Source organism: Lacrimispora algidixylanolytica (genome assembly GCF_003609635.1).
Taxonomy (GTDB): domain Bacteria; phylum Bacillota; class Clostridia; order Lachnospirales; family Lachnospiraceae; genus Lacrimispora; species Lacrimispora algidixylanolytica.
In genome coordinates this window covers 113,796-134,660 of sequence record NZ_MCIA01000023.1, presented here as the reverse complement: position 1 = coordinate 134,660, position 20,865 = coordinate 113,796, and the positions used below count along the sequence as shown (strand labels likewise).

Sequence of the window (20,865 nt, the reverse complement as noted above, 5' to 3'; positions counted from 1 at the left end):
GTTTAATATGGTGAAAAAGTACATAAAAAAAGATCGGGTGATTCCCGGCTTTGGTCTGACCATGGGAATTACACTGCTGATGCTTTCTTTCCTTGTTTTATTGCCCTTACTATCAGTGCTTGTCTTTTCCATGAGACTTACGCCACAAGAATTTATCCAATTGATAACAAAGGAAAACGTTATAAATTCATTTCAAACAAGTATTTTGTGTTCTCTGATCGCTGCGGTAATCAATTGTTTCTTTGGAATCATCTTGGCCTGGGTCCTTGTTAGGTATGAATTTCCCGGGAAACGCATTATGGATGGACTCATTGAATTACCCTTTGCCCTTCCAACCGCAGTGGCTGGTATTACTCTTTCAAAGCTCTATTCAGATACGGGGATTCTTGGGAAACCCCTTGCCCAGTTAGGTTTAAAGATTTCCTATACAAAGGTAGGACTTCTCATTGCCCTTGTATTTATCGGTCTTCCCTTTGTCGTTCGTGCCATCCAGCCAGTGCTTGAGAAGCTGGACCCTCAATATGAAGAGGCGGCTTACATATTAGGGGCTGGAAGGATAAGGACCTTTGTAAAAGTCGTATTGCCAGAATTAAAACCTGCTTTATGGACTGGTTTTGGTCTGGCATTTGCCAGGGGTATGGGAGAGTATGGTAGCGTAATTTATATCTCAGGAAACAGTGCCAAAGAAAAGACTCAGGTAGTTTCCTATGTAATTATGCAAAAACTCAATTATGTGGATTATGCAGGAGCCACTGCAATCGCTCTGGTGATGCTTATTATTTCCTTTCTCATATTGTTGCTAATTAATATGATCCAGATCTGCCAGTCAAGGCGTACGAATTATATTTAGGGGGGTACAAAATGAAAAGTAATCGAAAAAGTGGGAGTCAAGGAATCAAATGGGTTCTAATATCAGTTAGTGTTCTTTTTATGGCAATCATGTTGGTATTGCCTCTCGTTTCTGTCATTGTCAATTCTCTAAGTCTTGGCATACCTTTCTATTTAAAATCCCTACATACGGAATATACGTTATCTGCTCTTATGGTGACGCTTTTAGCGGCTGTGATCGCCGTTCTTGTTAATACCTTTTTTGGTATCGTAGCTGCCTGGCTCATTACCAAATTTTCATTCAAAGGCAAGCAGACACTTGCCGCATTGATTGATATTCCATTTTCCATATCTCCAGTCATAGCAGGTCTGGCATTTTTAATGACCTTTGGTCGGCTTGGATGGGCCAATTCCTATATCAATCAAATCAATCAACTGTTTGGGGTGGATATCAAAATCGTTTTTGCTTTGCCGGGTGTGGTTCTTGCCACCATATTTGTTACCTTTCCCTTTGTATCCAGAGAAATCATTCCAGTGCTTCACGCTCAGGGAACGGATGAGGAGGAGGCAGCGGCGCTTATGGGAGCCAGTGGCTTTTATATATTCCGCAAGATTACATTTCCCCATATCAAATGGGCATTGCTATATGGTGTTATCTTATGTACGGCAAGAGCACTGGGAGAATTCGGTGCGGTGAATGCTCTTTCAAAGGCCAGAGGAAAGACCTTTACACTTCCTCTTGAGATAGATGCCTTATATCTTGCGGGTTCCAGCGATTCCATTACTGCCGCATTTGCAGTTTCATCGATACTTGTTATCATGGCAGTGACTGTAATCGTAGCCAGAAATATATTGGAATATCAGGCTGGAAAGAAGCAAGGGAGATATGAATCATAGGAAAGGAGGAAATCGTGATGTACGTTGAATTGAAACATATTCACAAGAACTATGGCAGCTACAAAGCTTCAGAAGATATAAACATTGGAATTGAAAAGGGAAAGTTAGCAGCCTTGTTGGGACCAAGTGGCAGTGGAAAGACCACCATTCTACGCATGATAGCAGGACTTGAGACCCCGGATTCCGGTGACATTATCATTGATGGGAAAAGAGTCAATGACATCCCCCCGGCGGAACGGGGAATTGGTTTTGTGTTTCAAAATTATGCTTTGTTTCGCTATATGACAGTCTATGAAAATCTTGCCTTTGGTCTGGAAATTAAAAAGGTACCTAAAAAGCAGATTCGGGAACGAATTATGGAGCTTATGGAGCTGACGGGGTTAAATGGACTGGAAAAGAGATATCCCAATCAACTTTCCGGTGGTCAAAGACAACGGGTAGCCTTTGCTAGAGCCCTCGCTCCAAATCCCAGCTTGCTCCTTTTAGATGAACCATTTGCAGCAATTGACGCCAAAATCAGAGGAGAACTCAGAAAATGGCTTCGTGATATGATTCACAAGGTGGGGGTCACCAGCATCTTTGTCACCCACGACCAGGATGAAGCTGTGGAAGCAGCAGACGAAATCATCATCACCAATCAAGGGCGCATTGAACAGTCCGGTCCGCCTCTTCAAATCTATAAAAGCCCAGGAACTCCTTTTGTGGCAGAATTTATAGGAGAATCTTCCAAGGTGGAAGGATATCATCAGTTAAAAGGCTTTGATAAAGGCAAATACAAAGGCGCAGTCATTCGACCGGAATTTGTAGAAAGCTTTAAAAACGATAACCTTAAATTTAAGGACATCATTGATTATTCGGAGGAAGGGGTGATTGAAGACATCTCCTTTCGAGGAAATTGCCTTGAAGTCAAATTACGGGTGGGAGACATTTTGCTGACGACTCACCGTTCCCTGGAGCGAAGACCTGTTGAAATTGGAGAGCGAATGCATGTCATTGTGTACCGGATGTATGCCTATGACGATGATCGTGCCTATTTACTGGAAAACAAAGAGCTGATTGGTAAGGAAATGATCACCTTTTAATTTCCGGTATAGAGAAAGAGATAGGAGATAACATGAATAAGAAGCTGGGTCACAAGATTGTTCATACGGATGTCTTAATCATAGGTGGTGGAACGGCAGGCTGTTTTGCTGCTGTTACCGTCAGTCGAAATTCTAGTCTTTCCGTTGTAATTGCGGAAAAAGCAAATATAAAAAGAAGCGGTTGTCTTGCGGCAGGGGTCAATGCCATCAACGCCTACATCATAGAAGGAAGAACGCCAGAAGATTATGTAACGTATGCCACAGAGGATGCCAAAGGCATCGTAAGAAGAGATTTGCTCCTTACAGCGGCAGAGCGCTTTAACTCAGTTACAGCTGCCATGGAGGAGATGGGCCTTGTAATCTTAAAAGATGAAAAAGGCAATTACGCAGCAAGAGGGAATCGTAATATTAAAATTAATGGAGAGAATTTCAAACCACTTCTAGCAAAGGCAGCCAAAGAGGCACCTGGTGTCACGGTCTTAAATAAGGTTAACATGACGGATCTGATTGTGGAGGATAATGAGGTAAAGGGCGCCATTGGATTTCGTATTTTAGATGAGATGATTTATGAGATTCGAGCCGGTGCTGTCTTAATGGCAACAGGGGGAGCCGCCGGGTTATATCGACCGAATAATCCAGGGTTTTCCAGGCACAAGATGTGGTATCCGCCTTTTAATACAGGAGCAGGTTATGCCATGGGAATTTTATCTGGTGCCGAAATGACTTCATTTGAAATGCGCTTTATCGCATTAAGGTGTAAGGATACGATAGCACCTACGGGGACCATCGCTCAGGGAGCTGGGGCGAAGCAGATGAATTCTCTTGGAGAAGATTATGAAAGAAAATACGGAATTACCACAAGTGAGCGATTATATGGCACAGTGAAGGAAAACCTGGAAGGAAGAGGTCCTTGTTATCTTAAGACCAGTGTGGTGGGTGAAGAAAAGGATGAAGAGCTTTTAAAAGCGTATCTAAATATGGCGCCAAGCCAGACTCTAAAATGGCTGGAGGCAGGCAAAAACCCAAGTGAACAGGACGTAGAGATTTCGGGAACAGAGCCTTATATTGTGGGAGGACATACTGCAAGTGGTTACTGGGTGAATACAAAACGGGAAACCACCATAAAAGGCTTGTATGCAGCAGGTGATGTGTCAGGGGGCTGTCCCCAAAAGTATGTGACCGGAGCTTTGGCAGAAGGGGAGATCGCTGCCTTAGATATCATCAGCAAACTACATAAGGGATATAAGGAATCTGTGGACCAGAGTTTTGTTGCTTCTAAAATAGAAGAATATGAAACCATACTTACTGGTGATAACGAATTATTTACCGCTCAGGAGTTGGAAGAGGCCATGCAAAAGATCATGGATGAATATGCAGGTGGAATCACAGCCTATTATCAGTTTAATGAGACGAATCTCCAGCTTGCAGATGAGAAAATCAGTCAGCTCCTAAAGTTATGGGAGAATCTAAAGGCTAGGGATATGCGAGAACTTCTGGAGGTTTACGAATTAAGAGAGCGGCTGATTGTATGCAAATCAGTCATCGCTCATTTGTATCACAGAAAGGAAACCAGATGGCATTGCTTCAATGAAAATCTGGATCATAAAGACACAGACAAAGCCTATTATAAATACGTGAATTCCAAAATGACTGATAAAACTCTTAAGATGATTTACAGAGACATCGTAGAGGGGGCAGAGTATGAGCATAAGGATTGATAAAGATAAATGTGTTGGGTGTATGAAATGTTTGGAGGTATGTCCAGGGAGCTTGATTGAGGAAAAAGATCATAAGGCTCATATGAGATACCCAAAAGATTGCTGGGGATGCGTCTCCTGTGTGAAGGAATGCAAGTTTTCTGCCATTGACTTTTATTTGGGAGCAGATATTGGTGGAAATGGAAGTACCATGAATGTATCGATAGAAGGTGAGATTCTTCATTGGAACGTCAAGAAAAGCGACGGTACAATGATTACAATTGATGTAAATAGCAAGGATTCAAATAAATATTAGGAGAGATAACTATGAGCAGATTATCACATCTAGATGAGTTGGAGGCAGAGGCCATCTATATCATACGGGAGGTTGCAGCAGAATGCGAGAAGCCGGTTATGCTTTATTCCATCGGCAAGGACAGTTCGGTCATGCTTCACCTTGCCATGAAAGCATTTTATCCGGAGAAGCCCCCTTTTCCATTTCTTCATGTAAATACGACTTGGAAGTTTAGGGAGATGATTGAGTTTCGGGATCAGACGGCGAAAGACCTTGGAATTGAAATGATCGAATACATCAATGAAGACGGAGTGAAAAAAGGAATCAATCCCTTTGACCACGGCTCCTCTTATACGGATATCATGAAAACACAAGCGTTAAAACAAGCCCTTAATCAGTACGGATTTACAGCCGCATTTGGTGGGGGAAGACGAGACGAAGAAAAAAGCCGTGCCAAGGAAAGAATCTTTTCCTTCCGAAATGCATCCCATGCATGGGACCCTAAAAATCAAAGGCCGGAGATGTGGAAACTATACAATACTGAAATCAACATGGGAGAAAGTATCCGGGTATTTCCAATCTCCAACTGGACAGAGACGGATATCTGGCAATACATAAAACAAGAAAGCATTCCAATCGTACCCCTTTATTTTGCAGCCAAAAGACCAGTGGTGGAGCGGGATGGGAATATCATTATGGTGGATGATGAACGCCTGCGGTTTAATCCGGGAGAAGTTCCTCAGATAAAAGAAGTCCGTTTCCGGACGCTCGGTTGCTATCCTCTCTCCGGAGGTGTTTTATCTCAGGCTTCTACCTTAGATGAGATTATTGAAGAGACACTAAGCTCCGTAGAGTCAGAAAGAACCAGTCGTATTATTGACAAAGACGGTGGCGCGGCAAGTATGGAAAAAAGGAAGAGAGAAGGGTATTTCTAAATGAATGGATTGTTGAAATTTATTACATGCGGCAGCGTAGATGATGGGAAGTCAACGTTGATCGGACATATCTTATATGATTCCAAGCTATTGTATGCAGACCAGGAAAAGGCACTGATTCTCGACAGCAAAGTTGGCTCCAGAGGCGGAGAAATCGATTATTCCCTGTTGTTAGACGGCTTGATGGCAGAGCGGGAGCAGGGAATCACCATTGACGTTGCCTACCGCTACTTTACCACAGAACGCAGAAGCTTCATTGTTGCTGATACACCGGGACATGAAGAGTATACAAGAAATATGGCAGTGGGAGCCTCCTTTGCCAGTCTGGCAGTAATTTTAGTGGATGCCAGGCAAGGAGTGCTGGTGCAGACGAGACGGCATTCTAGAATCTGTTCTCTTATGGGAATTCATCATTTTGTCTTTGCGGTAAATAAGATGGATCTGGTGGATTATAAGGAAGAAAGTTTTAATGAGATAACAAAAGAGATTTTAACCTTAGCGAAAGAGCTTGATTTAAAGAATATTAAAATCATTCCAGTCAGTGCTACAGAGGGTGATAATGTAACAAAAAGATCAGGCCACATGGAATGGTATCAAGAGGATACCCTGATGTCATATTTAGAGACTGTGGATATAGACGAAAACGAGGATCGAGACGACTTTTATATGCCGGTTCAGAGAGTTTGCCGCCCGAGTCATGAATTTAGAGGTTTTCAGGGACAAATCGAATCGGGAAAGGTAATAACCGGTCAAACGTTATATTCTCTTCCAGGCAGCGAAAGCGCCAAGGTAGAGCGGATTCTTGTTGGAGATCAGGATGTAAAAGAGGCATTTTCCGGGCAGGCAGTTACCATACAGTTGGACCGGGAGGTGGATGTAAGCAGGGGATGTGTTCTTACCGATAGTCAATCACTTCCAACTGGAAAGAGCATAAAGGCTTCCTTACTCTGGATGGACGATGAACCCCTAAGTGTTGCCAAGGACTATTTAATAAAGCTGGGAACAAAGCGGCTTCCTGCTATAATTAAAAGAATTGAATACAAAGTAGATGTAAATACCGGGGAACATCTAAGGGCTGATAAAGGAGAGAAGAATGAAATCCTTTTCTGCGAAATAGAATGTTCCGAACACGTTGTGGCAGATCTGTTTCAAAATCGCAAGACGCTAGGAGAGCTGATCCTCATTGATCGTCTAAGCCACATGACCTCTGCTTGTGGTGTTGTAGAGTATGTGGAGGACCAAAATAAGAAGCCTTATTTTGTTAATGGTTCCATTCGGGCGGATGGCTATATATTTGAAGAATTGTATTTTAATCTGGAGCATGCATTTTTATCCAAATCAAAGTCAGAGGATAAAACCTACCATGTAGGTGACAATATCCCGGTAAAGGGTGACAGCTTCTGCTATCCAGACTATTTTGATATCATTGATGTGGAGCATTCGGCAGCAGTTCTCATTCGCAATGCTTCTATTAAAGACATCATAAGCCTTGGTGAATATGAATATTCCGGTCTACCGCTTCTAGATGAACGAGGATTTGCTCTTGATGTAAAATCAAAGACAGATCTTGATCTTTTTTTGAAAGAATGCAACCATCTTGATAAGGACAACAGGGGAGCATTTGTAAATAAATGGTCCAGATTTGAAACCTATCGAAGCATTGTCTGCAATGATAATTATTGGATGATATAAGAATAAGCTAGGAGGAACTTTTACTTTCTATTTCTGTTATTGGTCAGTATAATGATAGAAATGAAACGTATTAGTTCCTCCTGTAAGCAGGAGGATAAGAGGTGGCTATGATGAAAAATATTCCTAATATCTTATCTGCAATGAGAATCATATTATCCTTCCTGCTCCTTTTTACTCAGCCTTTTTCTTTCTGGTTTTTAATCATCTATTTAATCTGTGGGTTAAGTGATATGTCTGACGGTTATCTGGCTAGAAAATGGGGAGTTTCCAGTTCGTTTGGAGCCGCCCTAGACAGTGTGGGGGATTTCTTCATGCTAGTGATAGTATTTTATATCATGATCCCATACCTTGATCTAAAACTCCCAATTATTTTATGGATTGCTATGATTGCAGCAATTCGGTTTGCTTCCGGCATTGTTTCTTTTATGAAGTACCATTCTTTTGTATTTCTTCATACGTATTCAAATAAGGCAACAGGCTTTTTCCTTTTTAGTTTCCCACTGTTATTTCAAACCATAGGAATTCAGAGGGTGGCAGTTATGCTATGTTTGATTGCAACTATTTCTGCAATAGAAGAATTACTGATACAGATTTTATCTTCTAAACTAAATCAAGATATTATTTCGATTTTCCATCTATAGTTCGTATAAAAAAATTGGAAAATAAACCAAACTTTTAAGAAAATTAGGACAAGATTGACAAATTGTCGCTATTTGTAGTTTGATGGAAAATATTGTCTATAACTAAGTTGACTTTTTCTTTTTTAGATGACATAATACTAAACGTTAAAATATGTTATTTTTTCCAGAAAGGAAAGTCGTATGAAAAAAATTGAGACAAAGATTCTATTGATTATTGGAGGGGTCATCGTCTTCTTCATGGTGTGTACTGGAATTCTTATGATCTCCTTTACCAGGAAAACTGTTATTTCCAATGAGAGCAATATCGCATCGCTTTCTGCAGAGCGAATGACGGTGGAAGCAGATAGCTATTTTAGAAGATATATTTCTATTGCCCAGCAGATGGCAAAGGATTACAGCGGAATGAATCTTTTAATGACCACCAGTTCCAAAGATGATCTTAAAAGCTCTCAGTACTGGCCATCGACCTACGGGATGTTAAAAAAGACCATGGGATCTGATGATGAAATTTTATCTGCTTATTATGCAGATGCAGATACCAATATCGCTTTTGATGGTGGAGACTGGGTCGCAGATTCTGATTTTGATTTAAACCAAAGGGATTATGTCTTTCAAACAGATGACCAGTTAAAAAAGGGATATATTATTACAGAGCCTTATGTAGATCTGGATACTGGAGAGCAGGTAATTACTTTTTCAGCCCCAGTTTATGACACCTCAGGAAGTGAGGTGTTAGGAGTTGCAGCTCTTGATGTGAAGCTAACTAGCCTTACTCAGCAAATTCAAGGATTTAAGCTCTCCCATGACAGTGGGAAAATACGTCTTATCAGCACATCAGGTAAAATACTAGTAAGTCCTGATTCCAATGAGGTCTTAAAGGATATCAAAGAGATCGGACTGGCTCCTAAGATGGTAGCTGACTATGAAAATCCAGGGAAAAATGTAATTACATATAAAGATAAGAACAAGACGGTTTGCGGAATAACACGAGCCATAGACAGTGCGGACTGGAAGGCAATCATTACTGTGGATCAGGATGATTTTACACGTGTGGCTGCTGCCGCAGGTATCAGCATGACAGCGTTATTTGTTGTCATCGGAATTATTTTGATAGTTACCATGTATATTGTGGCCAAGAGCATTGCAAAACCATTGAAAAAGCTTACGAAAGTAACGGATCAGTTGGCTGCAGGCGATTTGGCAGTAGAAATATCCGTGACCAGCAAAGACGAGGTAGGACAGCTTGCAGAATCTTTGAAAAATCTGACAGGCAGGTTAGTAATGTATATTGAATACATTGATGAAATCTCACACACCCTTGATGAATTTGGCAGAGGAAATTTCATCTTGAATTTAACTCATAGCTATGACGGTGAATTTGTTTCGGTAAAGGATTCTCTGATACAAACGTCTGAAGTACTTAAAAAGACGATTGGAGAGATCGCCGAAGTTTCACAACAGGTATCTAACGGTTCAGGAGAGGTTGCCAATGGCTCTCAGGCTCTGGCGCAGGGAACCATGGAGCAGGCCGGTGTAATGGATGAACTTTCTTTAGCCATGGAAAAAATATCAGAAAATATTACAAAGACAGCTGAAAACTCCATACAGGCAGAGGCACGGGCCATTCAAGTGGGAGAAGCGGCTGGTCAAAGCAACTTACAGATGCAAAAACTTCTGAGCGCCATTGATGATATCAATCATAAATCTTCTGAAATCGGGAAAATTATAAAGACCATTGAAGATATCGCATTTCAAACCAATATATTAGCATTAAATGCAGCGGTTGAAGCAGCACGGGCAGGGGAAGCTGGAAAAGGGTTTGCAGTGGTTGCAGATGAGGTGAGAAATCTGGCAAACAAATCAGCCCAGGCCGCGAAAAACACAGCGCATTTAATCGACAGCTCCATACAATCGGTAGATAATGGGACAAAGATGGCCAAAGAAACCAGCCGAATCCTAGACGAAGTGCTTTTAGGCATTAGTGATACGGTAGATAGAATTAAGGAAGTATCTCATGCTTCTGGAGAACAGGCAGAATCTCTAAGTCAAGCACTGATGGGATTGGAGCAGGTAAACTCTGTAGTTCAGTCAAACTCTGCAACGGCTCAAGAAAGTTCAGCTGCCAGCGAAGAACTATCTGCACAGGCTGGGTTGTTACGAGAACTGGCTAACAAATTTAAAATATAAGAGAAAAAAGCTGTTTTGTTCCCAGGTTTAACCTGGAAGCAAGGCGGTTTTTTTTGTTATAACATGAAAAGTATAAAAATTTAGAAAATTATAAGAAATTTATACTTAAAAAACTTCTCTAAAACCGCTATAATGAAGCAAAGGGAATGGAATATAACAGGAGGGAAGAAGGAATGAACATTTTTAAGCGAAAGGGCAAAGAAAATAATGATACTCTGGAAATAGAATCCTTAAAGGAGCCAATGCCAGATGAAGTCTTTGAACAGGAACTGGAAAATCTTATGAAGGAGGAGAGCGGAGGCAACAACAAAAAGAAAAAAATAAGAAAAAAGTGGAGCAAGAAACGCAAAATCATTACCATCGGTGTGGGAGCATTTTTTGGTCTGTTCCTGCTGTTTTCTATCTTAGGAGGAAAAAAACAGGCAATGGTAGTTCATACCTTTCCTTTGGCAAAGGGAGAAGTAGTAGAGGAATTATCGATTAGTGGTCCTGTGCAGGGAACAGACAGCGTAGAAGTTGTATCCAATCTTCATGCTGAAATTCTGGATCTTCCAGCAAAGGAAGGGGAAAAAGTAGAGAAAGACCAGGTACTAGCAGTTCTCGATGATAAGGATGCAAAAAAAGAGCTGGACATCGCACAGAATGCCTACGATCTGGCAGTTAGTACATATCAGGATCAGCAGAGAGAAGCGGAAAATGGCTATGCCAAGGCAAAACAGGATTACGATACCGCTAAAATCAATTATGACAGAACTCTGACTCTCTATCAGGCAGGAAGCTCGTCTCAGGTAGAGATGGAGACTGCATCCAATACCATGAATGATGCCAAACGCCAGCTAAGCAACTTTACCTTAAAAAACGGCAAACCAGTAGCCAATGAATCTTATACCCTTCAAATTGAGAAAGCAGCATTTGAAGTGGAACAGAAAAAAGAATCTTTAAACAATACAAAGGTTATCAGTCCCATTGCAGGAACCGTGGTCCGGGTTAATTGTAAGGTAGGCCGATTTGCAGATAAAACAGACGATGATAAGCCGATGTTTATCATTAACAATCTGGATGTTTTAGAAATGAAAATCAATGTTAGTGAGTATTCTATTGGTAAGGTGTCCGTAGGACAGCCGGTAGAGATCACAGCTGATATATTAGGCGCTGAGACAGTAAAAGGTGAGATAGGCTCGATTTCTCCAACGGGAGAAGAAAAGGGCAATGGTTCTACGGAACGAGTGATTCCTACCACCATCCGTATTCTTGACCAGGATAGCCGCCTGATAGCTGGAATTACTGCAAAGGCAAAGATAGAGCTAAATAAAGCTGAAAACGTATGGGTAGTTCCATTTGCTTCTGTAATACAGAAAACTGACGGAACCATGGTAATAGCAACCGTAGATCAAAATATTGTAAAAATGATACCGATAAAGAGCGGAGTAGAAAGTGATATTCAGACTGAGATCATTCCGGTAGAAGAAGGTGCCCTTAAGGAAGGGCTGCAGGTGATTGATACTCCAGCCGAACTGTTAGAGGACGGCATGACGGTGATAGTAGCTCCGTCCGGTCAGTAAAGGAGGGAGGCAGCATGTGGAAAAAGAAAAAGAGCCAACCCGTACATGAAACAGAATATATGGGAGAGGATCTGATAAAGCTTGTGGATATGGTAAAGGTTTATGATACTGGAACCATTAAAGTGTTAGGGCTACATAGAGTAAACTTAACCATTAAACGGGGAGAATTCGTAGCTATCATGGGACAGTCCGGTTCTGGAAAGTCCACGCTGATGAATGTCTTGGGCTGTTTGGACCGACCTACCATGGGTCATTATTATCTGGATGGCATTGATACTGCTAACCTTGAACCCGACGAATTATCTACCGTTAGAAACCGTAAGATCGGATTCGTTTTTCAGTCGTTTAACTTGATATCCCGTACCTCCGCTTTAAAAAATGTGGAGCTTCCAATGACGTATGCTCATGTCAATCAAAAGGCAAGAGAACAAAGAGCCAAGGAACTTCTTGAGAGGGTTGGACTTGGAACTCGTTATGAACATATGCCCAATGAACTTTCTGGAGGTCAGAGGCAAAGAGTGGCGATTGCAAGAGCCTTGGCTAACCAGCCACCTTTGATTCTTGCAGATGAGCCTACTGGAAACTTAGATACGGCTTCTTCTGTTGAGATTATGGAATTGTTTTCCCAACTTCATAAGGAAGGGGCTACCGTGGTTGTGGTAACTCATGAGGAAGATATTGCAGCATTTACGGAGCGTATTATCCGGTTTCGGGATGGAAAATTGGTTAGTGATACAAAAAACAAGCCTCAAATCCAGACCGAAGAGGAGGCTGTGACAATGCAGAAAGAGGGAAGCCATGCTGATTGAAAATATGAGTATGGCATTCCACGCCATACGGGCCAATAAAATGAGATCCTTTCTTACCATGCTTGGTATCATCATCGGAATTGGAGCAGTAATTGCAATTGCAGCCGTTGGTGATAGTATGAGAAATCTGTTTACAGATGCCTTCAAAGATGTAGGTTTAAACAGGGCTGCGGTTATGGTTTCTTGGGAAGTAGATGATTTTCGTATGTCAGATCAGTTTACAAGGGCTGAGATGGATCGGATTAAGGATATTTTCAGTGACCGGATTGAGTATATTGATAGCAACGCCTCAAATAAAGTTGAGGCAGTGAATGGCCGCAGAAAGGTCTCTTATCAGTTTCAGGGAGTGGATTACAATTACACTGATGTGCAACCATTGGATATTGTCTATGGAAGATTTCTAAATGAATCTGATGTAAAAGGAGCTGCCAATCACGTTGTTTTAGAAGACAAGGGAGCAATCAAACTCTTTGGAACTGCTGATAGTGTTGGAAGAACCTTTCGTATGACATTAAACAAAATTACTCAGGAATATAAAGTGGTTGGGGTTTATCACAAAGATATGTCCCCAATGGTCGCCATGATGCTGGGGAACGGGCAGAGCCAGTCCGGTTTTATTCCGGATACCGTTTTGACCAGATCCAACGATACCTTTCAGGCAGTTAATCTCTATTCCCGTAATGGAACAAACATGAGGCAGCTTACGGTGGATCTGAAACAGTATGTAGCGAAGCTGAAAGGCAGGCCGGAATCTGAAATTATGGCAATGTCTGCGGTGGACCAGATGGGAACCATGGATGCGCAGTTAGGAACCATGTCAGCTGCCGTTGGTGGTATTGCCGCTATTTCCCTATTGGTAGGCGGAATTGGCATCATGAATATTATGATGGTATCTGTTACGGAACGTACCAGGGAAATTGGAATACGAAAAGCCTTGGGGGCGAGGACAAAGGATATCATGATTCAGTTTCTCACGGAATCAGCCCTCATGTCTGCATGCGGTGGAATCATTGGAGTGATCTTAGGAATATCCTTAGTAAAAATTGGAGGAACTCTTCTTAAAATGACTGTGGTGGTTAATCCTGCTGTTATAGTTCTTGCCGTAGGATTTTCCGCACTTGTGGGAATTTTCTTCGGACTCTATCCAGCGTCTAAAGCCGCCAATGCAGATCCCATTGAAGCACTACGATTTGAGTAGAAGGAGGAAGCATCATGTTGTTAGAAAATATGTCAATGGCCATTCATGCAATTAAGGCCAACAAGATGCGGTCCTTGTTGACGATGCTGGGTATTATTATTGGTATCGGTGCAGTAATTTCTATTGTTTCAATCGGAGATACCATGCGCTTTATGGTATCTGATCTTTATAAGAACGTCGGTACCAATCTGGCCTATGTTTATGTATGGCCAAAAGATGGGGGTGATATGAGAAGTGGGGATTACTTTAAACTTGATGAAATGGAACGAATCAAAGAGGCTTTCAAAGATGAGATCGTCTATATGGATAGCGAGGCAAATGTTGCAGGAGAGGCTATCAAGGGACGAAATAAAATAAAATATAAATTTGAAGGAATCGATTCCAATTATCCTGATGTAAAGAAAATTAATATTATTTATGGTCGAAACATCAGTGAAGCCGATATAAAAGCCAGAAAGAACAATGTTGTTTTAGAGGCCAGTGGGGCCAAGGATCTGTTCGGAACAGAAAATGCAATAGGTAAGACCTTTCGAACTACTATAAATAACGTAACCAGTTACTATAATGTGGTTGGAGTTTACCGTTTGGATCTGACTCCCATTGAGAAGATGATGCAGGAAAGTAACGATACGAGATCTGGTTATATTCCATATTCATTGCTTGTATGGCCTGATGACAATTTGTTCAATATCCGTTTCTATGCCAAGGAAGGCACGAATATGACGACTTTTTCCGACAAATTCACATCCTATATAGCAAGGACAAAGAACCGGGAAAAGGAAGATATAACTTTTAGTTCCACGGAAGATGAGATGAAAAGCGTAGATTCGGTAATGGGTGGATTGTCCGCTGCGGTAGGAGGTATCGCCGCCATCTCCCTTCTGGTAGGAGGAATTGGCATCATGAATATTATGCTGGTTTCCGTTACAGAAAGAACAAGGGAAATTGGCATCCGTAAAGCACTTGGAGCGAAAACACAGGATGTACTAATCCAGTTCTTAACAGAATCTGCCATACTTTCTGCATTTGGAGGAATCCTTGGAATCGCAGTAGGTGCAGGTCTTGTATATCTGGGCGGTGCCATTCTTGGAATGCATGTTGTGGTAAAACCATCGGTGATACTGACCGCAGTAAGTTTTTCTGCGTTTGTCGGAGTCTTCTTTGGAATATATCCGGCTTCCAAGGCCGCAAGTGCAGATCCTATCGACGCATTAAGGTATGAATAAAACGGCGCAGCGGTCTCGCTGCGCTTGTTTTTATCCAAAATAAACGACCAATGAATGGAAACACAGAATTCGTTATAAAATAATAAAAATTCCTTATTTGGCTCGCATTGTCAAAAGTTCTATGCTATAATAAATTGATATCTTATGGTATAGTGAGGAAACCATATGCTAAGTGAAGAGAAAATAAAATTAATGACCAGTCTTGCCATGTTTGAGAAGCATGAAGGAAAGAGGATATTTCCTGTAAACCGGTATTTCAAAGGTGATTATATAGGAAGTAAATTGTTTCAGTCCTTTTTCAATTACACTCTAAGCTTTGTCTTGTGTCTTTTTTTATGGGGACTGTATTATATGGAACGGTGGCTCAGCACCATGGATGTGACACGGCTGACTGGCGCCGGTATTAGGATTGGTATTTTCTATGGCATTGGTCTTTTGGTTTATTTAAGTATTAGCTTTCTTATCTACAGGAAACGGTATGAATATGCCATCCGCGGAGGGAAAGTATACCTATCGAAACTAAAAAGACTGGACAAGCGATACGAGGGAAATACCAGACCTCTAAAAAGAACTAAAGGAGGGCGAACATCATGATGGGCCTTCTTGTTTTAAAAGAGCGGCTGAAAGGATTTTATGCCAGATTTGATATATACGTAAATCCTTTGATTAAATTCATTTTCAGTTGCATGGCATTTTTTCTGATGAACGGTAATATTGGCTTTTCATCAAAACTAACAGAGCCTTTTGTACCATTGGTTCTGGCTTTGGTGTGCTCTTTTTTGCCATATGGAGCGATATCGTTCCTGGCATCCGGTTTTATGTTGATTCACCTGTCAGGGATTTCCCTAGAAATCACCCTGGTAATGGCAATTTTCATCGTTGTAGTAGGACTTCTTTATTATGGATTCCAGCCGGGAGATAGCTATCTTTTGGTTTTAACTCCTTTGTTTTTCCTGTTAAAGATTCCTTATGCCATTCCCCTCATTGTAGGGCTTTCAGGTAGCATTGTTTCAGTGATTCCTGTGAGTTGTGGTGTGTTTATCTATTATACGCTTTTGTATGTGAAACAGAATGCAGGTGTATTAACCAATGATATGTCTGTGAATGAGGTTCAGAAGTTTATGCAGATCATGAACAGTCTTCTTGCCAATAAGCAGATGCTTCTTATGGTTGGTGCTTTTGCCTTGGCCCTTTTAGTGGTAGTGATCGTACGGAACCTATCCGTAGATTATTCCTGGTTGATTGCAATCATTGCAGGAACGATTACTCAGCTTAGTGTCATATTCATAGGAGACATTGCTCTTAATGTGACAGTATCTGTTCTGGGCCTATTGCTAGGAATGCTTGTTTCCATTCTGATTTCGGCAATTTATACTTTTTTTGTATTTGCTGTGGATTATTCCCGTACGGAATACGTACAATTTGAAGATGATGATTATTATTATTACGTCAAGGCCGTACCAAAGCTGACAGTCAGCACGCCAGATGTAAAAGTTCAGAAAATAAATGCCACAAAACTCCAAAGACCGCAAAGGTAGCGAAGGAATAAAAGGGAGGTGGTTTGAATGGCAAATTTTTTAGAAGGGATGTACTCCTGGGTTTCATTTATTCCCAGGATTTCAAAGACAAATCTAGTTGAGATTGTGATTATAGCTGTGCTGCTGTATGAAGTCTTAACCTGGATTATGAATACGAGAGCATGGACACTGCTGAAAGGAATTGTAGTAATTCTTCTTTTCTATGTCTTTGCCTATGTGTTCCGTTTGGATAATATTTTTTGGATACTAAATAAAATAGCAACGCCTGCCGTCACCATGGCAATCGTAATCTTTCAGCCAGAGCTTCGGAAAGCTCTGGAACAGTTAGGAAGCAAGAATCCATTTACCGGCATCTTAACCTTTGATGATGGTAAAGATAACTCTGCTTTTACGGAAAAGACTATCAATGAAGTTGTAAAAGCAACTTTTGAGATGGCTAAGGTAAAGACAGGTGCCCTTATGGTAATTGAACGTAGCGATTCCTTAAAGGAGATCGAACGGACAGGGATTGAGGTAGGTGCAATTGTAAGCAGCCAGCTTCTTATTAATATCTTTGAGCATAATACTCCCCTTCATGATGGAGCAGTAGTAATTCGGGGAAACCGGGTAGCAGCAGCGACTTGTTACCTTCCTTTGTCTGATAACATGACCATAAGTAAGGATCTTGGAACAAGGCACAGGGCGGCAATCGGTGTTAGTGAGGTAAGTGACAGCATTACAATCATAGTCTCAGAAGAAACTGGGCGTGTGACAGTAGCTCTTGAGGGAGGATTAAAGCGGATAACTGATGCTGATGGGCTGCGTTCCGTATTAGTCGGTGTAAAGCAGTCTGAGGAGGAAGGAAGCAGATTTAGGATATTGAAGGGAAGGCGGAAGAATGAAGGAAAAGCTACTAAATAATCTTGGTTTGAAAGTCGCATCCCTGGTACTTGCCTTTGCCGTGTGGATGGCGATTGTCAATATCTCGAATCCTATTATTGATGACTCCCAATCGGTCACAGTAGAAATTCGTAATACAGAAGTTCTGGCAGCCAGAAACTTAGCGTACGAGATAGAAGGCAAAGATGTGGTAACAGTCAGTTATCAGGTAAGAACAAGAGATCGATCACTTGTAAAGGCCTCAGATTTTCATGCATATGCTGATTTAAAAGATTATAATGTAACCGGAGCGGTTCCGATTACAGTGGAAATTAATAAAGATAAAGAAAATCTTGTGAAAAGTGACGCAATTACGGCAAAGCCTATGGTGATTAGAATTGTCACAGAGGCGTTGCAACGTAAGCAGTTCGATTTACAAGTTAATACGAAAGGCACTCCAGAAGAAGGGTATGCTTTAGGGATTATTAATCCTACGCCTAGTTTCGTTACGGTAGAGGGGCGTTCCACCTTAATCGGGCAGATTAGTCGAATTGGAGTGGAAGTGGATGTGAATAATGCCAATGCAGACATGGATGTAAAGGTTACTCCTATTTTATATGATGCGAATGGCAATAAGCTGGATCTGGGAAACAAAGTGACAGTAAATCCTCATGAGATAGAGTGTCATATATCAATCTTAAAGGCTAAGAACATTGCTGTAAATTTTGAAGTATCCGGAGCGGTTGCAGGTGGATATCGTTACACAGGTCTTGAAAGTAGTGTAAAAAGCGTGCCGGTTGTGGGAACGAAATCAGTTCTAGCATCTTTGTCCGCACTTTCTATCACCTCTGATAAGCTAAACATTGACGGTGCTACGGCAGATAAAGTCGTAGAGCTGGATTTGAGTCAATATCTACCACCGAATACTACCGTGGTTGGAAATGAATATAAAAACGTTAAAGTTAAGTTGAAAGTGGAACCGCTGGTTACGAAAGTATTTAGCCTGGATCTAGATACCCTTGATAAAAAGGGTATGGATGCTGATTCTAACTATACGTTTGACAAGGAAACCTCAGATGTCACAGTCAGAGGTTTGAAAGAAGACCTTGATTCTTTAGATGTGAAGAAATTAGGTGCCATTCTAGATGTAACAAATTTCCACCCCGGACAAAATCAGGGTATTTTAAAATTAGAGATTCCGGGCGGGTTAGAAGTGGTTGGTTATACACCATTTATAGTAGTGCTTGCTCATAAGGAACCGGCAAATACTGCGGTTGAAAGCTCTACAGCATCAACGACAGAAGCGGCCGGGCCGCAATAGATAGACTGTTTCTTATGTCAGAAACAGTGTGATAAATGAAGGGAGGGAATTCAGTATGGTCAGTGCTAAAATTGCTATCAAGAATCCTACCGGTCTGCACTTAAGACCAGCGGGAATTCTTTGTAGGGAAGCCATGAACTTTAACTCAGTAGTCAGTTTTCGTTTTAAGAATACGACTGCCAATGCAAAAAGCGTGCTTAGTGTATTGGGTGCCTGCGTAAAAAGCGGCGATGAGATAACCTTTGTCTGCGAGGGGGAAGACGAAGAGGAAGCTCTGGTTGCCATGGTCAAGGCTGTTGAGGATGGACTTGGCGAATAGATAAATTTACACTCATTAATAAGGAGGAAATGTAATGTTGAAAGGAACAAGCGCATCTGCGGGAATCGGCATTGGGAAAGCCGTTATCGTAGAAGAGACAGAACTTATTATCAGCAAAAACCTAGTGGAGGATGTTGAGGCGGAGAAAGTCCGTTTTCAGTCAGCACTTAAACTAGCGGTGGAACAAACCGAGACTCTGGCAAAGGACCTTGCCACAAGAGTTGGAGAAAAGGAAGCTGAAATTTTAAACGGGCATATTCTACTTCTTTCCGACCCTATGCTGGTAGGAGAGATTGAGACTACAATATCTGGGGAGAATGTTGTAAGTGAATATGCGGTTGAGGCTGTGTGTAACACATATGCTGATATGTTTGCCTCCATGGGAGACGAGCTTATGCAGCAGAGAGCGACAGATATGCGCGATATCAAAACTCGCATTCAGAAGATTCTTCTGGGTGTCAGCTCTGTAGATATTGCATCCCTTCCAATGGGAAGCATAATTGTTGCAAAGGATTTAACACCTTCTATGACGGCTGGAATTAACCCGGCTAATGTCACTGGTATTGTAACAGAACTGGGAGGTAAGACCTCTCATAGCGCCATTCTTGCAAGAGCTTTGGAAATTCCTGCTGTTGTTGCACTGGTGGGCTTTATAGATAAGGTAACTGAGGGAGAAGATCTCGTAATAGATGGTTCCGATGGAACCGTATTTATAAATCCAGAAGAATCCGTTAAAGCAGAATATGCTGCCAAAAGGGAAATCTTCTTAAAAGAGAAGAAAGAACTGGAGCAATACATTGGAAAGCCAACCATTACAAAAGACGGCGTGACCGTGGAGCTGGTTGCTAATATTGGAAAACCAGAAGATGTTGAAAAGGTGCTTCAGTATGATGGAGAAGGCGTTGGCTTATTCCGTACCGAATTTTTATTTATGGACCGTGCTTCCATGCCAACAGAAGAAGAACAGTTTGAAGCTTACAAAAAAGTTGCTTCTACATTAAATGGGAAACCAGTTATTATCCGTACTCTGGATATTGGTGGAGATAAAGAGATTCCATATATGGGTCTTAGTAAGGATGAAAACCCATTCTTAGGCTACCGGGCAATTCGTTTTTGTCTGGACCGTAAGGATGATGTCTATAAACCTCAGCTTCGTGCTCTTTTAAGAGCAAGTGCATTTGGTAATATCCGTATCATGGTGCCAATGGTTACCTGTCTGGAAGAGATCAGGGAAGCTAAGGCTCTTGTGGAAGAGATGAAGAAGGAACTAGATGAGAAGGGAATTGCTTATAAGAAGGATATTGAGATTGGTATCATGGTGGAAACTGCTGCTGCCTCTTTGATGGCAGACGCGTTTGCGAAAGAGGTAGATTTCTTTAGCATAGGCACCAACGATCTTACCCAGTATACCATGTCAGTAGACAGGGGCAACGATAAGGTTTCCTATCTCTATTCCCCATTAAATCCAGCCGTATTAAGGAGCATTCGTCATGTGATTGAATGTGGCCGAAAAGAAGGTATTATGGTTGGAATGTGCGGAGAGGCGGCAAGTGATCCGTCAATGATTCCTCTGCTTCTTGCATTTGGCTTAAATGAATTCAGTATGAGCGCTTCTGCTATCTTAAATGCGAGAAAGTTAATTACCAGCTATAGCACGAAGGAGTTACAAGCAATGGCTGATCAAGCCATGTCCTTTACTACCGTAAAGGAAATAGAAGATTTTATGAAGGATTTTATTAGCCATTCTTAATAGATTTATAGTGGAAGGGCAGCTATCGCC

General features: G+C 41.5%; 19 protein-coding genes. All 19 read left to right on the top strand.

Going from position 1 to position 20,865, the window contains the following annotated elements; all coding sequences use genetic code 11:
• Positions 1-7: 7 nt before the first annotated feature.
• The 19 genes from cysT to ptsP all read left to right on the top strand — a co-directional run bounded on the left by cysT (position 8) and on the right by ptsP (position 20,835).
• Positions 8-850: a sulfate ABC transporter permease subunit CysT gene (gene cysT / locus BET01_RS13175; protein ID WP_120197276.1), complete on the top strand. Its 843-nt coding sequence runs from the start codon at positions 8-10 to the stop codon at positions 848-850.
• 11 nt (positions 851-861) lie between these two features.
• Entirely contained in the window at positions 862-1,725 is an 864-nt protein-coding gene (locus BET01_RS13170; protein ID WP_120197275.1) for a sulfate ABC transporter permease, read from the top strand.
• A gap of 17 nt (positions 1,726-1,742) precedes the next feature.
• Positions 1,743-2,807 carry an ABC transporter ATP-binding protein gene (locus BET01_RS13165; RefSeq protein ID WP_120197274.1) on the top strand — a complete coding sequence of 355 codons (1,065 nt, stop codon included), beginning with the start codon at positions 1,743-1,745 and terminating at the stop codon, positions 2,805-2,807.
• A 32-nt stretch (positions 2,808-2,839) separates the two neighbouring features.
• Positions 2,840-4,525, top strand: a complete 1,686-nt coding sequence (locus BET01_RS13160) for an adenylyl-sulfate reductase subunit alpha (RefSeq protein ID WP_120197273.1) — start codon at positions 2,840-2,842, stop codon at positions 4,523-4,525.
• A complete protein-coding gene (locus BET01_RS13155; protein WP_120197272.1) occupies positions 4,509-4,820 on the top strand; it encodes an indolepyruvate ferredoxin oxidoreductase subunit alpha in 312 nt (103 codons plus the stop codon). The genes BET01_RS13160 and BET01_RS13155 overlap by 17 nt, the downstream gene beginning before the upstream one ends.
• Positions 4,821-4,831: 11 nt before the next feature.
• Positions 4,832-5,734, top strand: a complete 903-nt coding sequence (gene cysD, locus BET01_RS13150) for a sulfate adenylyltransferase subunit CysD (protein WP_120197271.1) — start codon at positions 4,832-4,834, stop codon at positions 5,732-5,734.
• The gene (locus tag BET01_RS13145) at positions 5,735-7,426 is read left to right on the top strand and encodes a sulfate adenylyltransferase subunit 1 (RefSeq protein ID WP_120197270.1); all 1,692 of its coding nucleotides are present in this window, start codon (positions 5,735-5,737) and stop codon (positions 7,424-7,426) included.
• 107 nt (positions 7,427-7,533) lie between these two features.
• Positions 7,534-8,067 carry a CDP-alcohol phosphatidyltransferase family protein gene (locus tag BET01_RS13140; RefSeq protein ID WP_120197389.1) on the top strand — a complete coding sequence of 178 codons (534 nt, stop codon included), beginning with the start codon at positions 7,534-7,536 and terminating at the stop codon, positions 8,065-8,067.
• 180 nt (positions 8,068-8,247) lie between these two features.
• On the top strand, positions 8,248-10,254 hold the full coding sequence (locus BET01_RS13135) for a methyl-accepting chemotaxis protein (protein WP_120197269.1): 2,007 nt from the start codon (positions 8,248-8,250) through the stop codon (positions 10,252-10,254).
• 173 nt (positions 10,255-10,427) lie between these two features.
• A complete protein-coding gene (locus BET01_RS13130; protein WP_207667616.1) occupies positions 10,428-11,816 on the top strand; it encodes an efflux RND transporter periplasmic adaptor subunit in 1,389 nt (462 codons plus the stop codon).
• Positions 11,817-11,830: 14 nt separating this feature from the next.
• The gene (locus BET01_RS13125) at positions 11,831-12,625 is read left to right on the top strand and encodes an ABC transporter ATP-binding protein (protein ID WP_120197267.1); all 795 of its coding nucleotides are present in this window, start codon (positions 11,831-11,833) and stop codon (positions 12,623-12,625) included.
• A complete protein-coding gene (locus BET01_RS13120) occupies positions 12,615-13,823 on the top strand; it encodes an ABC transporter permease (protein WP_120197266.1) in 1,209 nt (402 codons plus the stop codon). Before BET01_RS13125 ends, BET01_RS13120 begins: the two co-directional genes overlap by 11 nt.
• Before the next feature lie 14 nt (positions 13,824-13,837).
• Positions 13,838-15,049, top strand: coding sequence for an ABC transporter permease (locus BET01_RS13115; protein WP_120197265.1), 1,212 nt, complete (start codon positions 13,838-13,840; stop codon positions 15,047-15,049).
• Positions 15,050-15,214: 165 nt separating this feature from the next.
• Positions 15,215-15,643 (top strand): hypothetical protein, encoded by a 429-nt coding sequence (locus BET01_RS13110; protein WP_120197264.1) that lies wholly within the window; start codon positions 15,215-15,217, stop codon positions 15,641-15,643.
• Positions 15,640-16,587: an ABC transporter permease gene (locus tag BET01_RS13105; RefSeq protein ID WP_120197263.1), complete on the top strand. Its 948-nt coding sequence runs from the start codon at positions 15,640-15,642 to the stop codon at positions 16,585-16,587. Before BET01_RS13110 ends, BET01_RS13105 begins: the two co-directional genes overlap by 4 nt.
• Before the next feature lie 27 nt (positions 16,588-16,614).
• On the top strand, positions 16,615-17,487 hold the full coding sequence (gene cdaA / locus BET01_RS13100; protein WP_120197262.1) for a diadenylate cyclase CdaA: 873 nt from the start codon (positions 16,615-16,617) through the stop codon (positions 17,485-17,487).
• Positions 17,465-18,766 (top strand): CdaR family protein, encoded by a 1,302-nt coding sequence (locus BET01_RS13095; RefSeq protein WP_120197261.1) that lies wholly within the window; start codon positions 17,465-17,467, stop codon positions 18,764-18,766. The genes cdaA and BET01_RS13095 overlap by 23 nt, the downstream gene beginning before the upstream one ends.
• Positions 18,767-18,821: 55 nt before the next feature.
• Positions 18,822-19,085: an HPr family phosphocarrier protein gene (locus tag BET01_RS13090; protein ID WP_120197260.1), complete on the top strand. Its 264-nt coding sequence runs from the start codon at positions 18,822-18,824 to the stop codon at positions 19,083-19,085.
• Between the two features lie 34 nt (positions 19,086-19,119).
• Positions 19,120-20,835 (top strand): phosphoenolpyruvate--protein phosphotransferase, encoded by a 1,716-nt coding sequence (gene ptsP / locus BET01_RS13085; protein WP_120197259.1) that lies wholly within the window; start codon positions 19,120-19,122, stop codon positions 20,833-20,835.
• The last annotated feature ends 30 nt before the right edge of the window (positions 20,836-20,865 follow it).